Annotated in this window: 11 protein-coding genes; 7 read left to right on the top strand and 4 right to left on the bottom strand. The window is 34.9% G+C overall.

Annotated elements, in window-relative coordinates; genetic code table 11:
- Nucleotides 1–54: 54 nt before the first annotated feature.
- Nucleotides 55–4,758, bottom strand: a complete 4,704-nt coding sequence (locus tag ZPR_RS22535) for a PAS domain S-box protein (protein WP_013071718.1) — start codon at nucleotides 4,756–4,758, stop codon at nucleotides 55–57.
- A gap of 416 nt (nucleotides 4,759–5,174) precedes the next feature.
- Between ZPR_RS22535 and ZPR_RS10890 the strand changes: the two genes are divergently transcribed.
- From ZPR_RS10890 to ZPR_RS10880, 3 genes are all read left to right on the top strand, one after another.
- On the top strand, nucleotides 5,175–6,059 hold the full coding sequence (locus ZPR_RS10890; protein ID WP_013071717.1) for a formate/nitrite transporter family protein: 885 nt from the start codon (nucleotides 5,175–5,177) through the stop codon (nucleotides 6,057–6,059).
- A gap of 14 nt (nucleotides 6,060–6,073) precedes the next feature.
- On the top strand, nucleotides 6,074–6,934 hold the full coding sequence (locus tag ZPR_RS10885; RefSeq protein ID WP_013071716.1) for an NAD(P)-dependent oxidoreductase: 861 nt from the start codon (nucleotides 6,074–6,076) through the stop codon (nucleotides 6,932–6,934).
- Nucleotides 6,935–7,053: 119 nt separating this feature from the next.
- Complete coding sequence (locus ZPR_RS10880; RefSeq protein WP_013071715.1) at nucleotides 7,054–7,962, top strand: cation diffusion facilitator family transporter; 909 nt, start codon at nucleotides 7,054–7,056, stop codon at nucleotides 7,960–7,962.
- 3 nt (nucleotides 7,963–7,965) lie between these two features.
- Here the strand turns inward: ZPR_RS10880 and ZPR_RS10875 are convergent, their stop codons facing one another.
- Complete coding sequence (locus tag ZPR_RS10875) at nucleotides 7,966–8,622, bottom strand: porin family protein (RefSeq protein ID WP_041578854.1); 657 nt, start codon at nucleotides 8,620–8,622, stop codon at nucleotides 7,966–7,968.
- Between the two features lie 141 nt (nucleotides 8,623–8,763).
- On the opposite strand from ZPR_RS10875, the gene ZPR_RS10870 reads away from it, so the two are divergent.
- From ZPR_RS10870 to ZPR_RS10855, 4 genes are all read left to right on the top strand, one after another.
- Entirely contained in the window at nucleotides 8,764–10,911 is a 2,148-nt protein-coding gene (locus ZPR_RS10870) for a M3 family metallopeptidase (RefSeq protein ID WP_013071713.1), read from the top strand.
- 274 nt (nucleotides 10,912–11,185) lie between these two features.
- A complete protein-coding gene (locus ZPR_RS10865; RefSeq protein ID WP_013071712.1) occupies nucleotides 11,186–11,728 on the top strand; it encodes a hypothetical protein in 543 nt (180 codons plus the stop codon).
- Nucleotides 11,729–11,924: 196 nt separating this feature from the next.
- Complete coding sequence (locus tag ZPR_RS10860) at nucleotides 11,925–12,410, top strand: MarR family winged helix-turn-helix transcriptional regulator (RefSeq protein WP_013071711.1); 486 nt, start codon at nucleotides 11,925–11,927, stop codon at nucleotides 12,408–12,410.
- Nucleotides 12,411–12,493: 83 nt separating this feature from the next.
- The gene (locus ZPR_RS10855; protein ID WP_013071710.1) at nucleotides 12,494–13,066 is read left to right on the top strand and encodes a pseudouridine synthase; all 573 of its coding nucleotides are present in this window, start codon (nucleotides 12,494–12,496) and stop codon (nucleotides 13,064–13,066) included.
- A gap of 248 nt (nucleotides 13,067–13,314) precedes the next feature.
- Here the strand turns inward: ZPR_RS10855 and ZPR_RS23405 are convergent, their stop codons facing one another.
- Both ZPR_RS23405 and ggt read right to left on the bottom strand, forming a co-directional pair.
- Nucleotides 13,315–13,467, bottom strand: coding sequence for a hypothetical protein (locus tag ZPR_RS23405; RefSeq protein ID WP_187288277.1), 153 nt, complete (start codon nucleotides 13,465–13,467; stop codon nucleotides 13,315–13,317).
- Between the two features lie 195 nt (nucleotides 13,468–13,662).
- Nucleotides 13,663–15,384, bottom strand: coding sequence for a gamma-glutamyltransferase (ggt, locus tag ZPR_RS10850; RefSeq protein ID WP_013071709.1), 1,722 nt, complete (start codon nucleotides 15,382–15,384; stop codon nucleotides 13,663–13,665).
- Nucleotides 15,385–15,501: the final 117 nt, after the last annotated feature.

The following is a 15,501-nucleotide window of genomic DNA, read 5'->3' as shown; positions in this document are numbered from 1 at the left end:
TGTAGGCGACTTAGGGCTAATACCTGCAAAACTTCTATGAAAAAATAGCGTGTCTTAAATGCTGTCTTTCAATAAATTTATTTCTGCTTCGATCTTCTGTTCTAAATCTAATAATATTGATTCTTTAAATAGGCTAAATTCTTCTAATCTTACTGCAAGATACTCCAAATTATAGAAACAACAATTCTGTGCTGAGCCTTTTATTTTATGCCCTAACTTGTTTATACCTTCCAAATCCCTATGCTCTATACGCCTTCTTAGCTGCTTGGGATATTCATCCAGACTTTGTTTTACAATTTGCATTAATTGATCGTAAGTTTTTTGATCATGATCAAATTTTTCCAACAATTTTTGCTTGTCAAAATGTTCAAGAATATTTATATCCTCAAAATCTTCTTTTTCATTTAACAAATATTCCTGAATAACAGCTTTAATTGTCTCAAAAACAACTGGCTTAGTAATATAATCGTCCATTCCTGCATCGAGACATCGCTCTTTTTCTCCTTTTACCGTTCTAGCCGTTAATGCGATAATTGGTACATGTTGCTGCTCATTTTGATCAGACTCATATTTTCTAATTTCTTCTGATGCTTCAAAACCACTCATAATGGGCATTTGAATATCCATAAAAATAATATCCAACGGATGCTCCTTGTAAAAAGAAACGGCATCCTGTCCGTTTTCAACTTCAACTATTTCTGCATTAGGCACTGCTTTCGTTAAAATGGTTTTTGCAAGAAATTTATTTACCGGATTATCCTCTGCAATTAAAACTCTGAAGTTATCATCAAAGGTTTTTTCTTTAAATTCATCCACAGGTTTTTCCTCTACACCTTTAAAAGGGGCCTGGATTTGATTTAACATCCTATATAATTGGTCGATCTTAATGGGTTTATTAATATTAAACTGTACATCCAGATCTTCGCAGGCTTTCGCTAATTTTTCTTCCTGTGCAGAACTGTGTAAAAGAATTAAGGGTAATTGTTCTGCATCTAATTTTAAGTCATTTCTTAAGTGAGCAATAAAATCGATTCCTGTCATATAAGGCATATTATAATCAACAATAGCCAATTGATATGTATTCTCTTTTTCTAAAAGGTTTAAGGCCTCGATAGCATTGGAGGCTGCATGGCATTGTATATCCTCTATCGCTAACATTTCTTTCAAGATAACCTGGTTATTATAATTATCGTCTATAATAAGCACATTAGTAATCTTGCTAGAATTCTCATCTAAAAAAGAAGCACCTTCTTCAGACTCAAAATACACCTTAAATGAAAAGCTAGACCCTATACCGGGTTCACTTTGTACATCAAGCTTGCTATTCATTAAATATAACAGCTTGTTAGAAATAGTAAGCCCTAAACCGGTTCCGCCGTATTTTCTGGTGGTACTGGAATCTTCCTGATCGAAGGCTTTAAAAATCCGTTCCAGATTTTGTGGGGCTATGCCTATACCCGTGTCTCTTACTATAAAAGTATATTCCCGTTGATGTTCTGTATTCTTATTTCCTGCCTCAATCCTAAGCTCTATTTCTCCCTTGTTGGTGAATTTAACTGCATTCCCCAGTAAATTGGTTAAGATTTGACGAATTCTAACGGAATCACCATAAATATACCGATCTACTTTCTGGCTAATATTTAGTAACACTTCTAAACCCTTTTCATGCGCTTTATGTTTAACAACATCTATGGTTTGGCCACATAGTTCAATAATATTTATTTTTTCTACACTAAGTTCTAATTTCCCCGCCTCAATCTTGGAAAAATCAAGAATATCGTTTATTAAATCTAATAGTGTATTTGCCGAATTATATACCGTCTCCATGTATTGTTTCTGGCTGGTATTTAATTCCGTCTTCATTAAAAGATCGGTAAAACCTATCACTCCATTTAAGGGGGTTCTAATTTCATGACTCATATTCGCCAGGAACTCAGACTTAGATTTACTGGCGGCCTCCGCTTTTAATTTGGCTTCTACTAGAGAATTTTCCATTTCTTTACGCCTGGTGATATCTTGTATTGTTGCCAAAATGATATCCTTCCCATTCGTATCTTTTATTTTAGCTCCATTCACCAAGGCGGGAAAAGTTGTCCCGTCCTTTTTTATAAAACTTTTCTCAAAAGCTTCTACTTTTTCATTTAAAACCACTTTTTTAAACTTATCGCTTACCAGTGGAATAAATTCTTTTGGAACAATTTTTCGGTAGGAAATCCCGGTAAATTCTTCTTTAGTATATCCCGAGGAAGTTATAAGTGATTGATTGGCTTCTATAAAAGTTCCGTTTTCCACATCAATTAGGCCAATACCTATTGGAGAAAGCTCATATAAAGACCTAAACCTCACCTCATTTTCTTTAATTTTTCTTTCGGCTATTTTTCGGTCGGTAATATCACTTTGAGTGCCAATCATACGCAGTGGCTTTTTATCTTCTGTCCACTCTACAACTTTACCACGGTCTAAAATCCATTTGTATTCCCCATCTTTACACTTAATTCTTTTTTCTACATGATATATAGGTAGCTTTCCCGTAAAATAATCCTGTAAAGCTTTTTCAGATTTTTCCAGATCTTTCGGGTGGATTCTTTTATCCCATTCTTCTACACTGGTAAGATCATCGGTTTCTTCAAAACCAAGCATTTCTTTTGCTCTTAACGATAAAAACTGGGTATTGCTATCTACAAACCAATCCCAAATACCATCTCCAGATCCTTCTAAAGCAAATTGCCAACGTTGCTCGCTTTTCTTCAGCTCTTCCTGTATTGCTTTTAACTGGCTTATATCTGTCGCTACACCTACATAACCGGTGATTACACCTTCGCTATTCTTAATAGCTGTAATTACAAGTTGAACCGGGAAACGTTCTCCGTTTTTACGAATATATGTCCATTCCAGCGATTCATAATCTTTTATCTTTGGCCCTGCAGTAAAAACATCAAAACCTTTTATTTCTTCTCCGTACTTTTTAGATAGCTCTATTTCACGTTCTTTTATTTCCTGCTTATCATGGAAAATAAAAAATTTTTCTTTCTCGATCATTTCTTCAGCTTTATAGCCAAAGAAATTTTCTGCTCCCTTATTAAATTTCTTTATTACACCATCCAAGTCACTTTCTATAATCGATACCTGCGTGGTGGCATCCATCATATTTTGAAGTTCCCGATAACTTTTATTAATATTTTCCTGAGCTTCTTTTGCCGCGGTAATATCGTTGATCTGAGAAATAAAATATAAAGGCTTGCCATTTTCGTCTTTTTGTAAAGACACGGTTAATAATCCCCATAATAAATGTCCTTCCTTATGAATATAGCGTTTCTCCATATTATAAGTATCGATTTCACCGGCCATCAATTTAGATAATAGCTTAAGGTCTTTATCTAAATCTTCATGATAGGTAACATCCATAAAAGACATTTCTAGTAACTCTTCCTGGGTGTAACCAATCATCTTACTAAGATTTCTATTTACATTAACCCACTTGCCATCTAAAGAAACCAATGCCATCCCGTTTGGAGAATAATCAAATGCACTTTTAAACTGGCTTGCATTTTTAAACGACTCGGCCTCAAGCAGCTTTCTTAAGGTGATATCCTCTACCTGAGCGATGATTAATCTTGGTGAACCGTCCTCTGCTCTAAGCAAAGACGTAAACGATTGTAACCAAATTATTCTGCCGTGATCCTTATAAAATCGGTATTCGATTCTATAATTATCAAACTTCCCTTGCAGCAACTTTTTCCTTTTTTCAGAAATTAGCTCAAAATCTTCCTCAAAAATTTGATTTTGAAAAGAAAATTTTTGTATTTCTTGGCTTGATAAGCTCTCCAATCCAAAGATTTTTTTAGCCGATTCGTTAGCATGGTAAACTTCATTAGTCTTAGGATCTATAAGAATAATTCCTAATGGAGAATTATCAAAAATATCTCGAAATCTAGACTGGGTTAATTTAAGTTCGTTTTCCTTTAATTTTTGCTCGGTAATGTCCTGAAATGCACCATATACCCTAATCGTTCTTCCGGCTTCTTGTTCGGCATTACCAAAAACCTTTACCCATTTTATATGACCTTTCGCCGTTAAGATTTGAAAATTATCAATATAAGAACCACCATTCTCAGCGACTTCCGTAAAAATTCTGGTTATTCGGTCTCTATTCTCTCCTTCCAAATAAAAGTCTAATCCAGTTTGCATACTGGGTACAAAATCCTCATCCACTTCATGAATGTCTTTAGTGACTTTGGTCCAATGAATTTGATTATTTACCAGATCAACCATCCAGCCACCTACTCTGGCAACTTCATTGGTCTTTTCAAATATTTCATTTAGCTTTTTTAGATAACTATTCTCATCATGAAGATGTAAATATTCCTCTTTAAAAGGAATATGTCGTTGTAGGATAAATATATATTCTGTTCCCGCTGCTAATTCCACCTTTACTTTTTTGAAATAAAACCGCCATTTACTGGTATCCATTTCAGGCTTATAGCAGTCGTAAGTTTCATCACTTTTTTCAGATTCTATAAAATTCCTTATAACCTCCGGAAAACTAATTTCTTTATTAGTTAATTCACAAAGTTTTTTAAAGTCAAGTGTTTTTTTACGATTTGGTACAGATTGAAAATTTCCCCAAATTGCTTTCTTCTTCACATCAACAAACCAGATGCATTCAAAAAGATGTTCTCCAAACCAATCGATAAGATTCGGATTTTCTGCTAGTAGATTATTAAACGAAGTATGTAAATCTTTAAAGTGTAGGACCATATATAATTTTGGTAACTAATAGTTCTACTCCTAACTTAAAAGTAGAATTTGTATACCATCTAATTTAAAAAATTACTATTTCTTGTATACCAAAAATTAAACTAGGTTGCAAAATACCAAATATTGCAAAAATCATCTAGTTTTTTAAAAATTCTTTGCTAATAAAGGATTAAGTAATTACTTACAGTTTATTACCCCAGATTTAAATCATTTAAAATACAAGACATTTCCCTTACTGCAGCCTATGCGACATAAATTAGCTTTATAAATCATTTTCTACGAATCTGGGAGGAGGTATGTTAAATAAATGCTTAAGTACCTTTTAAGATGTTATCCTATAGTTTGAAAGTCTTAATTTAGTCGATAAAATCCTAATTAGTTTTAGGCTGCATTAGACTAGCATATATAACATTGCAATGAAAGAAGAAGAAATCGAAGCAAAGGAACAGGAGAAAAAACAGGAAAATATAGATAAAGAACTTAAAGATTCTACTTCATTATCTGGAGACAGTACCAAATCTCATGGAGAGATCCTGAAACAACAAATCGTTGAAGGGCAGGAAACCTATGATCGTACACCGCAAAGTATTTTATTAAGTTCAATTACTGCTGGCCTGGAAATTGGCTTCAGTTATCTGCTTTTATGTTCTGTCTTTTATTTTTTTAGTGACAGCCTTCAAGAGGAAAGCCTATTTAAAATCATGGCTTTTGTCTATCCTATTGGATTTATTATGGTGATACTTGGTCAATCTATTTTATTTACAGAACAAACTTCACTACTTACCCTACCTGTATTAAACAACAAAAGAAGTATTAAAAGTTTGTTGAAAATCTGGGGGACGGTAATCGCAGGTAATCTTCTTGGTGGCTACATTATTGCGTTTATCCTAATTTGGATTGGCCCAAAACTTAATCTTTTTGAGCATAATACAATAGAAAAAATTGCGCATCACGTTACCGATTATAATGGTTTTGTGATCTTTGTAAGCGCCATTTTAGCAGGATGGCTTATGGGCTTACTTTCATGGCTTATAACCTCCTCTCGTGATACCATGAGCCGTATTTTTATCATTTTTATAATTACTGCAACAATGGCCTTTACCGGGCTTCACCACAGTATTATAGGTAGTATAGAAGTTTTTGCCGGTATGATTGTATCGCCAAATATCGAAATTCTGGATTATCTTAAATTTCAAAGTTTTGGATTATTAGGAAACTCTATTGGTGGTGGTGTTTTTGTAGCGCTATTAAAATACAGGGCTTTTGTGTACAATATCGATATGGAACGTAGAAATTATTAGTTGAAATATATAAAATGACTTCAGAAAAATTTAAAACAGGTTGGATTGGTTTAGGAAAAATGGGAAATCCCATGTCTAAACAAATTTTAAAAGCGGGATTTCCCTTACGGGTTTATAATCGTTCTTCAAACAAAATAAAAGCCTTGGAGACCGAAGGGGCTACCTCTGCAAAAACTATTAAGGAATTGGTCGAGAAGACCGATGTAATTTTTATAATGATCTCCAATGATGAGGCTGTTACCGAAATTTTCAATCAGGAGAACGGAATTTTTACCGCAGAAGTAAAGGATAAAATTTTTATTAATGCCAGTACAATTTCTCCCGATTTGAGCATTCAACTTTCTGAAGAATTAAAAAAGAAAAATAGTTACTATCTGGATGCACCTGTATCGGGAAGTGTAAAACAGGCTGAAGAAGCTACACTGGTAAGCATTGTTGGAGGGGAAAAGGAGATTTTCGAAAAAGTGGAATCCCTTTTAGAAGCCTATTCTAAAAAAGCCATATTGGTGGGCAAAAACGGCGTTGGAAATTCCGCTAAACTTGCAGTTAACACCTATTTGGGAATCTTAACGCAAGGGCTTGCCGAGATCATTCAGTTTTCACGCACTAAAAATGTGGAAACCGAAGATTTAATGGAAATCCTAAATAATAGTGCACTAGGCAGTACTTTTGGTAAAATCAAGGGAGAAGCCGCAATCAAAGAAAACTATAATGCTGCTTTTACCTTGGAGCATCTCACCAAGGATTTGCGTCTGGCTCAAAATAGCGGATTTAATCATCCTGTAGGAAATGCCACTTATAAAAGTTTTAGTAGTGCTGAAAAAGAACTTGGTGCAGAAGATGTAATCGCTATTATCAAAAAACTTGGGGCATAGTAGCCGTGTAAGAAGCAAAAGATATATTTACTATTTAGAACCTCTAATCGGTATTATATACCTATGCCGATACCAAAAAATGCACTGGGATTGCATAAATCCCAGTGTACTTTTACATTATGTCACATCACCACCATCACCACCATAACCAGTCGGGTAAAAACCTGAAAATTGCTTTTTTTCTAAATCTAGGATTTACCATTTTAGAATTTTTTGGAGGCATCTATGTAAATAGTGTGGCCATAATGTCTGATGCGGTTCACGATCTGGGAGACAGCCTCTCTTTAGGAACAGCCTGGTATCTCGACAAAAAATCCCATAAAGAAGCAGACGATAAATATAGTTTTGGTTATAAACGATTTTCATTATTAGGAGCTTTAATTAATAGTATAGTATTGATTGGTGGATCTATTTATGTCATTTCAGAAGCTATTGGAAGACTTTTTGAACCACAGCCTTCAGATGCACAAGGAATGATTGTATTTGCCATCATTGGTGTTTTGGTGAACGGTTATGCAGCCTGGAAATTAAGTAGTGGGAATAGTCTTAATGAGAAAACGGTTTCCTGGCATTTAATGGAAGACGTCCTGGGATGGGTGGCTGTCCTAATCGTTGCGATCGTATTAAACTTTACTGATAATCAATATTTAGATCCTGCGCTTTCTATACTTATTACGCTTTATATTTTATACAATGTTGTATTAAGATTAAAGGAGACACTTTATATTTTTCTACAGGGTGTACCAAAAGAAATAAAAACAGAAAAAATAAAAAAGGATATTCTAAAAATCAACAATGTGGCTTCGCTTCATCACACACATATATGGTCTTTAGAAGGTGAAAATCACGTTTTTAGTGCTCATATCAAGCTGAAAAACATCAGTGATTTTGAAGAATTAATAAATATAAAAAAACAGGTTAAATCGGTTTTAAAAGACTATCATTTTGATCATTACACCATTGAAACCGAATTAGATTCTGAAACCTGTGATTTATTATTGGATGAAAAGCATAAGCATGTGCATTAAATATTACCAAATTCGATATTCTAAACTTAAATTTAAAATTATCGATTTTATTTCATTTTCTCTTTTTAAAAATCCTGCGTATGCTCTAAAATCTACTAATAAAGATGGTGTAATATGATGACCCATTCCCAAATTAATACCAAAATCAAACGAATCTCCATCACGCATTATAAAACGATCATTTTCACCTTCCAGCACCTGATAATCTGATGTTAAATTACGTTCTAAGATAAAAGTAGCCTGTGGTCCCGCTTCCAAAAACAGTCCTTTAGTCACAAATATTCTGGACATTAAGGGAACTAAAATACTCCATTCGTGAACCTCATATTTATAATCATAGTTAGAAGAAGAAACCTGATCTCCATTGTTGTTAAAAATAGGATACGAAAGATCGTCTTTATTTACTTGCGTACCTTGTAAGGAAAACAAAGCTTCAGCCTGTAATTGGTAATTTCCAGATCCTAAATTATAAAACGCCCCGGCAGAAAAACCAGGCTTAAATTTAAAGTCTCCCCTATTCCTATATCGGTAATCATTACCAGAAGCATCGGTGAATTTAGCTAAATTCCCTCCTGCTTTTATACCAATATGATGCTCTTGTCCAGAAGCAATAAAATTTATTAACATTAAAACGATTGATACAAAATTTCTAATTTTCATATTTAGACCGACTATTATTTTACGGTTAAATATAAAATTTATTTAAATTCAAAATCGATAATTTTTTGAGCTTTTTGGGGACTTCATTCTTCAGAATCTACAGTCTTTGTATATTCAGGCCTTAAAAACTCAACTTTACCTATGAAAAAGAAATTCACAAAAAGTTTGGGAATGGCAGCCCTTATATTATTTGCTGCCTGTAAAAAAGATGCCCAAAATAAAGATGACGCTATGGAAAACAATATTATTCTTGCAGAATGGACCGGCCCTTATCAGGGGGTACCCGCTTTTAACAAAATGAAAGTTGAAATGCTAAAACCCGCAATTATGAAGGGTATGGAGCAGCACCTAAAAGAAATAGACAGTATTGCAGGTAATGCTGAAGCGCCTACTTTTGAAAATACGATCATTCCGTTTGAAAAAACTGGGGCGGCACTAGACCGTGCTTTTACATACTACGGGATTTTTAGCAGCAATCTTTCTTCTCCAGAATTTAGGGAAATTCAAAAAGAATTATCCCCTAAAATATCCGAATATAGTTCTAAGATTTCACAAAACGAACAGCTTTTTCAACGAATCAAAGCAGTCTACGAGCAATCTCAGGAAAAAGCCTTAGACTCGGCTGAACAGCGCACCATCGATTTAATTTACAAAGATTTTGAAATGGATGGTGCTAATCTTTCCGAAGAAGACAAAAAACGTTATGCTGAAATTAATAAGGAATTATCTGAATTATATACGCAATTTTCTAATAATGTCTTGGCAGATGAAGAAGGTTATGTGACCTATATCGATAGCACTCAACTTAGCGGTTTGCCGGAAAGTTATATTAAATCTGCAGCCAGTGCCGCAAGCGAAAGAGATCATCAGGGAGAATTTGCAATCACCAATACACGCTCTTCAATGGATCCGTTTTTAACCTATTCTGATGAACGCGAACTTCGGGAAAAAGTGTGGAGAACTTACTATTCTCGCGGAAATAACGGAGATAATCATGATAACAACCAGGTGATCAAAAAGATCTTAGAACTTCGTGACGAACGGGTTGCGCTTTTAGGCTATGATAACTATGCGCAATGGCGTTTGCAAGATCGAATGGCAAAAACACCAAAACAAGCCATGGAGCTTATGGAAGCAGTTTGGCCTGCGGCCCTTGGCCGTGTTGAAGAAGAAATTAAAGACATGCAGGAACTTGCAAATAAAGAAGGAAAAGATATAAAAATACAAGCCTGGGATTATCGCTATTATATGGAAAAGGTGAGAAAAGAAAAATACGACCTGGATAGCGAAGAAATAAAACAATACCTACAATTAGACAATCTTAAAAAGGCTATATTTTACGTAGCAGGAGAACTTTTTAATTTCGATTTTACTCCGGTAGATACCAGCCTTGTACCGGTTTTTCATCCAGATGTGAGTGTTTACGAAGTTAACGATAAAACAAATGGAGAAGTCGTTGGGCTTTGGTATTTAGATCCTTATGCACGTCCAGGCAAACGTTCTGGAGCCTGGGCTACTACATATCGAAGTAAAGATGAATTAAGTGGTAACAAACCCGTATTGGCTTCTAATAATTCAAATTTTGTAAAACCGGCAAAAGGAGAACCTACACTGGTGAGCTGGGACGATGCTGAAACTTTTTTCCATGAATTTGGACACGCATTGCATTTTCTCTCTGCAAAGATTAAGTATCCAAAATTGAATAGCGGTGTTAGGGATTATACTGAATTTCAGTCACAATTATTAGAACGTTGGTTATCTACAGATGCAGTGATCGATCAATTTTTAAGACATTATGAAACCGGTGAACCAATGCCTGAAGCATTAGTAAAAAAGATCAAAAAAGCGGCTACTTTCAATCAGGGATTTGGCACCACCGAATTTTTAGCTTCGGCTTTAATGGATATGAAATATCACACCACCGATCCTTCTAAAATTAATGATGTACAGGAGTTTGAAAAGCAGCAACTCGATGAACTTGGATTACCTGAAGAAATCCCAATGCGTCACAGGTCTACACAATTTAGCCATATTTTTTCTGGCGAGGGCTATGCAGCCGGATATTATGGTTATTTATGGGCAGATGTTTTAACTGCCGATGCTGCTGAAGCTTTTGCCGAAGCTCCAGATGGTTTCTATGATAAGGAAACAGCGCATAAACTGGTTAAATATTTATTTGCACCAAGAAATGCTATGGATCCCGCTAAGGCCTACAAAAAATTTAGAGGTAGAAATGCTAATATCGACGCCTTAATGCGTGATCGTGGATTCCCAGTGCCCAAAAATTAAAATGTATTTACTACATCTTAGCTCTTAGTTTTAGAGACTTTAATTATAAAATAAAAGCCATTCTGTTACAGAATGGCTTTTTCTATTAGTATAGAAAATTAAAACGATTTCTGGAAATCAATACCCAAGAAGGAGATTAAATAAATGTTAAATTCAAAAAACAATGTAAGCACTTACCTTTTTATTTGACTACATTTGCGTAAGCACTTACGTAGTTTAAATAGAATTTAAATATGACCTGAAATTGAAAAACAATTTTCTAAACAAATGAGTTATGATCTTAGAAAGAACAAACAATTTAGCATTAGACATTAGAGAACTCAATGCGATGAATTTAGAACACATTGCATCAACTTTTTTACCAAAAACAACTATTGGTAACGATAAAACCGATCCATATATTGGTAAATTCCTTACCTTTTTAAAAGCAGAACTAAACCTGGATAATCACCAGGCCAAAAACTATCATTTGTTGTGGTCACGTGAACAGGAAACAATTGGTTTTGCCAGTGTCACTGCTATAAGAAAAGGAAAAGAAGCCAGGATCAAATTTACGGTGTTTGATCATGCTAATTTAAGTAGGGAGGAAAGTGAAAATAGTATTATTTCTTCAGTAGATAAGATTTTCGAAAAATTCGATCTAAAGAGAGCGATTATCAGTATCGATACTAAAAAAGAAAATCAACCAGAAAAAGATCTTTTAAGACTTTATGAATACTATCCTATTGGTATGGTTCATTTGGAAAATCCTGTAAAAGAATATGTGATTTTACGTGAAGAAAAAAATACTGCAAGTCAGTCATTTTACATCTTATAAATTTTAGGCACTAACCACTTAAGGGCTGCCCAAAAAGACTGTTCTTATAAAAATATAATTGCTCAATCCCTATAACTTGTCGGGATTGGGCAATTAAAGTTTATAGAATAATTAAAAACTCCGATAATCAAGTAAATTTTTCTTTATTAAAACTGCCTAAGTGTTTACTTTTACTGCTAGTTCTTAAATAAAATTTATGGAGAATGACTTTTTGGTGGAAATGGGATATGCAGGCTTAACAGGAAGATTAAAAAGATTAAGCGATGCCTTTGTATATTCTACCCGGCAATTTTACAGGGATCACGGCCTGGAAATTGAACCCAACTGGCATATGATTTTTCTGTTATTGCAAAAACATGAAAAGTTAACCGTGATGCAAATTGCGGAAAAACTGCACCTCTCCCACCCTGCTATCGTACAACTGGTTGATAAAATGAAGAAAAAGGGCTATATCAATTCGGTTAAAGACCAAAAAGACAAACGTAAACACCTACTCCGACTTTCTAAAAAAGCAAAGGATAAATTACCTGAAATTGAACGTCACTGGAAAGCAGGCGACGAAGCGGTAAAAGAAATAATGAATCACAGCAAAGCTATCCTGGACCATCTTGCTATCCTTGAAAACAATATGGATGAAGCCGACTTTAGGGAGCGCTCAGAAAAAAACCTGAAGAAATTTTAACAAGGAGGAAGTATTTTTTCTACAACGGATTTTACGACAATCCTCTATTCTCATTTTTTTATTTTTGCTGAACAATTTTTGCTATGCATCGCTATTTTAAAATCTACAAACCTTACGGCTATCTTAGTCAGTTTATCACCAACGAAAAACCCAGAAAGAAGAAAAAATTATTGGGAGAGCTTGGTAATTTTCCTGAAGAAACCATGGCCGTGGGCAGGTTGGATCAGGACTCTGAAGGACTTTTACTTTTAACTACCAATGGAAAAGAAAGTGCCAGAATTACCGGAAGCAGTGTAGAAAAAGAGTATTACGTTCAGGTAGATGGGGAGATTACTGAAGAAGCTATCGCATTATTAAAAAACGGAGTAGAAATTAGCATTAATGGTACAAAATATAGAAGCCTGCCCTGTAAAGCTTTTAAACTATACACCAGACCTGTTTTTCCAGAACGAGCCAAAAAAATTAGGGACGAACGTCATGGTCCGACCAGCTGGATTTCCATTACACTTACTGAAGGCAAATTCCGCCAGGTAAAGAAAATGACTGCTGTAGTAGGTTTTCCTACATTGCGTTTAGTTCGTGTTCGCATAGGTAATGAAAAATTAGAGCATATGAATAGCGGCGAGGTAATTGAGCTTGAAAAATTTGATGCCTAACATCACCAATATTGCAAATTGTTTTTAGAAACTATTTTCCATATCGAAGAAAAAAACAGAAATAATCAAGATTTTGATTATCATAAATAGCTGAAATAAGGCTACTGATTTATCGCTTTAATCACCTATTACCTGATTTCTAAAATTACACTTTTTTATCTAAAAATTGCTATTTGCGAATAATCCTTATTACCTTTCCTTATTATAGTGATAATTGATCTATGTCGACAAAGGATTAATTAAACTCATCAATAGTATTTTTCACTAAATGTCCTACTTGACCATTCTCCGTATTCATCGGCTTCACTATCCGAATCTTTATATACCCCATTTTTATTTATCATATATAGATCAGTCTCCTCCGCACATTCCATATATTCCTCCAAATATAACTTTGTCACTCTTTTGAGTTTCTGGGTTTACAGGGTATCATTGGTTGAACAAGCTAAAATGGATAAAACGGAAAGAAGAGAAAATAAATAATTTTTCATTGTAGTTGTTTCTTTATAGATGCGCAATTCTAAAAATGGTTGTTTCCCAAATAAACTAATTGCAGGTCACCTCTATTATCGGGTAAATTTTGCTTTCAATAAAGCTTAATCTTCCATTTCTGCTACTGCTCCCCCGCTATAACTTCTGGAATCTGCCGCACCATAACGCATGCCGGTTTCAGGATCAATATAAATTCCCATAGCCCTTCCCTGACTGCTTCTTGTATTTATTTCGTGTCCCATTTCCTGGTAAATTCTTTTGGTATCTGGTGAAAATCCCCATTCTTCAAAATACGTGATATCGGGTAACCATTGATGATGAATTCTTGGGGATTCTATCGCTTTAGCAATATCGAGATGATAATCGATGGTATTAAGAATAACCTGAAGTACGGTATTGATAATCGTTCTACCACCGGGGCTCCCAATAGCTAAAACTGTTTTCCCGTCTTTGGCTACAATCACGGGGCTCATACTGGAAAGCATACGTTTCTCTGGTGCAATTAAATTAGGATCCGTACCTATTAATCCTTGGGAATTGGTATACCCGGGAATCGGGTTAAAGTCACCCATTTCATTGTTTAGTAAAAAGCCGGCACCTTCTACTATATATTTAGAACCATAGCTTTGCTCTAAGGTATAGGTAAGCGAGACTGCATTTCCGTCCTTATCTACAACAGATATATGAGTGGTTTCTTTACTTTCGTATTTTAAATGTGCTTTATTGAAATTAGCTGAATCACTCTCTGATGCAGCATCTATGCTTATCGATTGTCGAAGTTTTTCTGCATATTTTTTAGAAGTAAGTTCTTTTAAAGGCATATTAGGATTAAAGTTGGAATCACCTAAATACATGGCTCGATCTGAAAAAGCACGTCGCATCGCTTCAGTCATTAAATGTAAGGAAGTCGCTGAATTTTGGCCAAATTCGGTCATATTAAAGCCTTCAAGAATATTCAGCATTTCTACAACGGCTACCCCACCCGAACTTGGTGGTGGCATTCCTATAATATCATAACCTCGATATGTACCCTTAACAGGTTGCATTTCTTCGGCCTCATATTTGGTAAGATCTTCTTCGGTAATTATTCCGCCATTATTAGCCATAAAATCGGCCAGTAATTGAGCGGTTTTACCTTTATAAAAACCATCTGGTCCCTTCTTTTGGATTCTTTTTAAAGTTTTAAATAAATCTTTCTGAACCAGAATTTCGCCATTTTTATAAAGACTCCCGTCTTCTTTTAAAAAAATGCTGGCCGTACTTGGATATTCTTCTTTATGCGCTTGCACCCACTCGAAAAACCATTGCATATCCTCACTAACAGGATAACCGTATTTCGCTAATTTTAAAGCAGTTTTTAGTAGCTGTTTCCAGTCTAAGCGTCCAAGTTTTTGGTGGGCTTGGTAAAGTCCGGCTACGGTTCCCGGAACACCTACGGCAAGTAATCCATCATGATTGGCATTATCTTTTATCTTACCATCGTCACCAAGGTACATGGTTTCTGTAGCGGCTAAAGGCGCTTTTTCCCTAAAATTAAAGGTGGTTTCTGTCCCATCTTCTCCCCGATATACAAGAAATCCGCCACCACCAATATTACCAGCAGAAGGTAAAGTTACAGCAAGAGCAAAAGCAGTAGCTATAGATGCATCTATTGCATTACCGCCATTGCTTAGTATTTTTGCTCCGGCTTGCGAAGCTAATTTATGACTGCTGGTTACAATACCTTTATCTGTAGAAACAGGAATACGCCCGCTTTGTGCAAAAGCTGAACACAATGGCGCAAAATATAGAATGACAAGAAATAATGGAGTAAAGATTTTATTCATAGGTTTAGGAATATCATTAAAAACCTAAACCTAGTCAAATTGTATATTATTAAAAAGAATTTTTTTTACTGAATATCAGTAATTTGTAACAATGCTTACTTTCTTTATTCCACTCCG

The organism is Zunongwangia profunda SM-A87, from assembly GCF_000023465.1.
Lineage (GTDB): Bacteria > Bacteroidota > Bacteroidia > Flavobacteriales > Flavobacteriaceae > Zunongwangia > Zunongwangia profunda.
The sequence above is the reverse complement of the archived record's forward strand: the minus strand, read 5'-3'. Positions and strand labels throughout refer to the sequence as shown.

Coding starts and splice junctions, on each gene's coding strand:
- ZPR_RS22535 (WP_013071718.1), bottom strand. CDS start 4,758: ATGGTCCTACACTTTAAAGATTTACATACTTCGTTTAATAATCTACTA.
- ZPR_RS10890 (WP_013071717.1), top strand. CDS start 5,175: ATGAAAGAAGAAGAAATCGAAGCAAAGGAACAGGAGAAAAAACAGGAA.
- ZPR_RS10885 (WP_013071716.1), top strand. CDS start 6,074: ATGACTTCAGAAAAATTTAAAACAGGTTGGATTGGTTTAGGAAAAATG.
- ZPR_RS10880 (WP_013071715.1), top strand. CDS start 7,054: ATGTCACATCACCACCATCACCACCATAACCAGTCGGGTAAAAACCTG.
- ZPR_RS10875 (WP_041578854.1), bottom strand. CDS start 8,622: ATGAAAATTAGAAATTTTGTATCAATCGTTTTAATGTTAATAAATTTT.
- ZPR_RS10870 (WP_013071713.1), top strand. CDS start 8,764: ATGAAAAAGAAATTCACAAAAAGTTTGGGAATGGCAGCCCTTATATTA.
- ZPR_RS10865 (WP_013071712.1), top strand. CDS start 11,186: ATGATCTTAGAAAGAACAAACAATTTAGCATTAGACATTAGAGAACTC.
- ZPR_RS10860 (WP_013071711.1), top strand. CDS start 11,925: ATGGAGAATGACTTTTTGGTGGAAATGGGATATGCAGGCTTAACAGGA.
- ZPR_RS10855 (WP_013071710.1), top strand. CDS start 12,494: ATGCATCGCTATTTTAAAATCTACAAACCTTACGGCTATCTTAGTCAG.
- ggt (WP_013071709.1), bottom strand. CDS start 15,384: ATGAATAAAATCTTTACTCCATTATTTCTTGTCATTCTATATTTTGCG.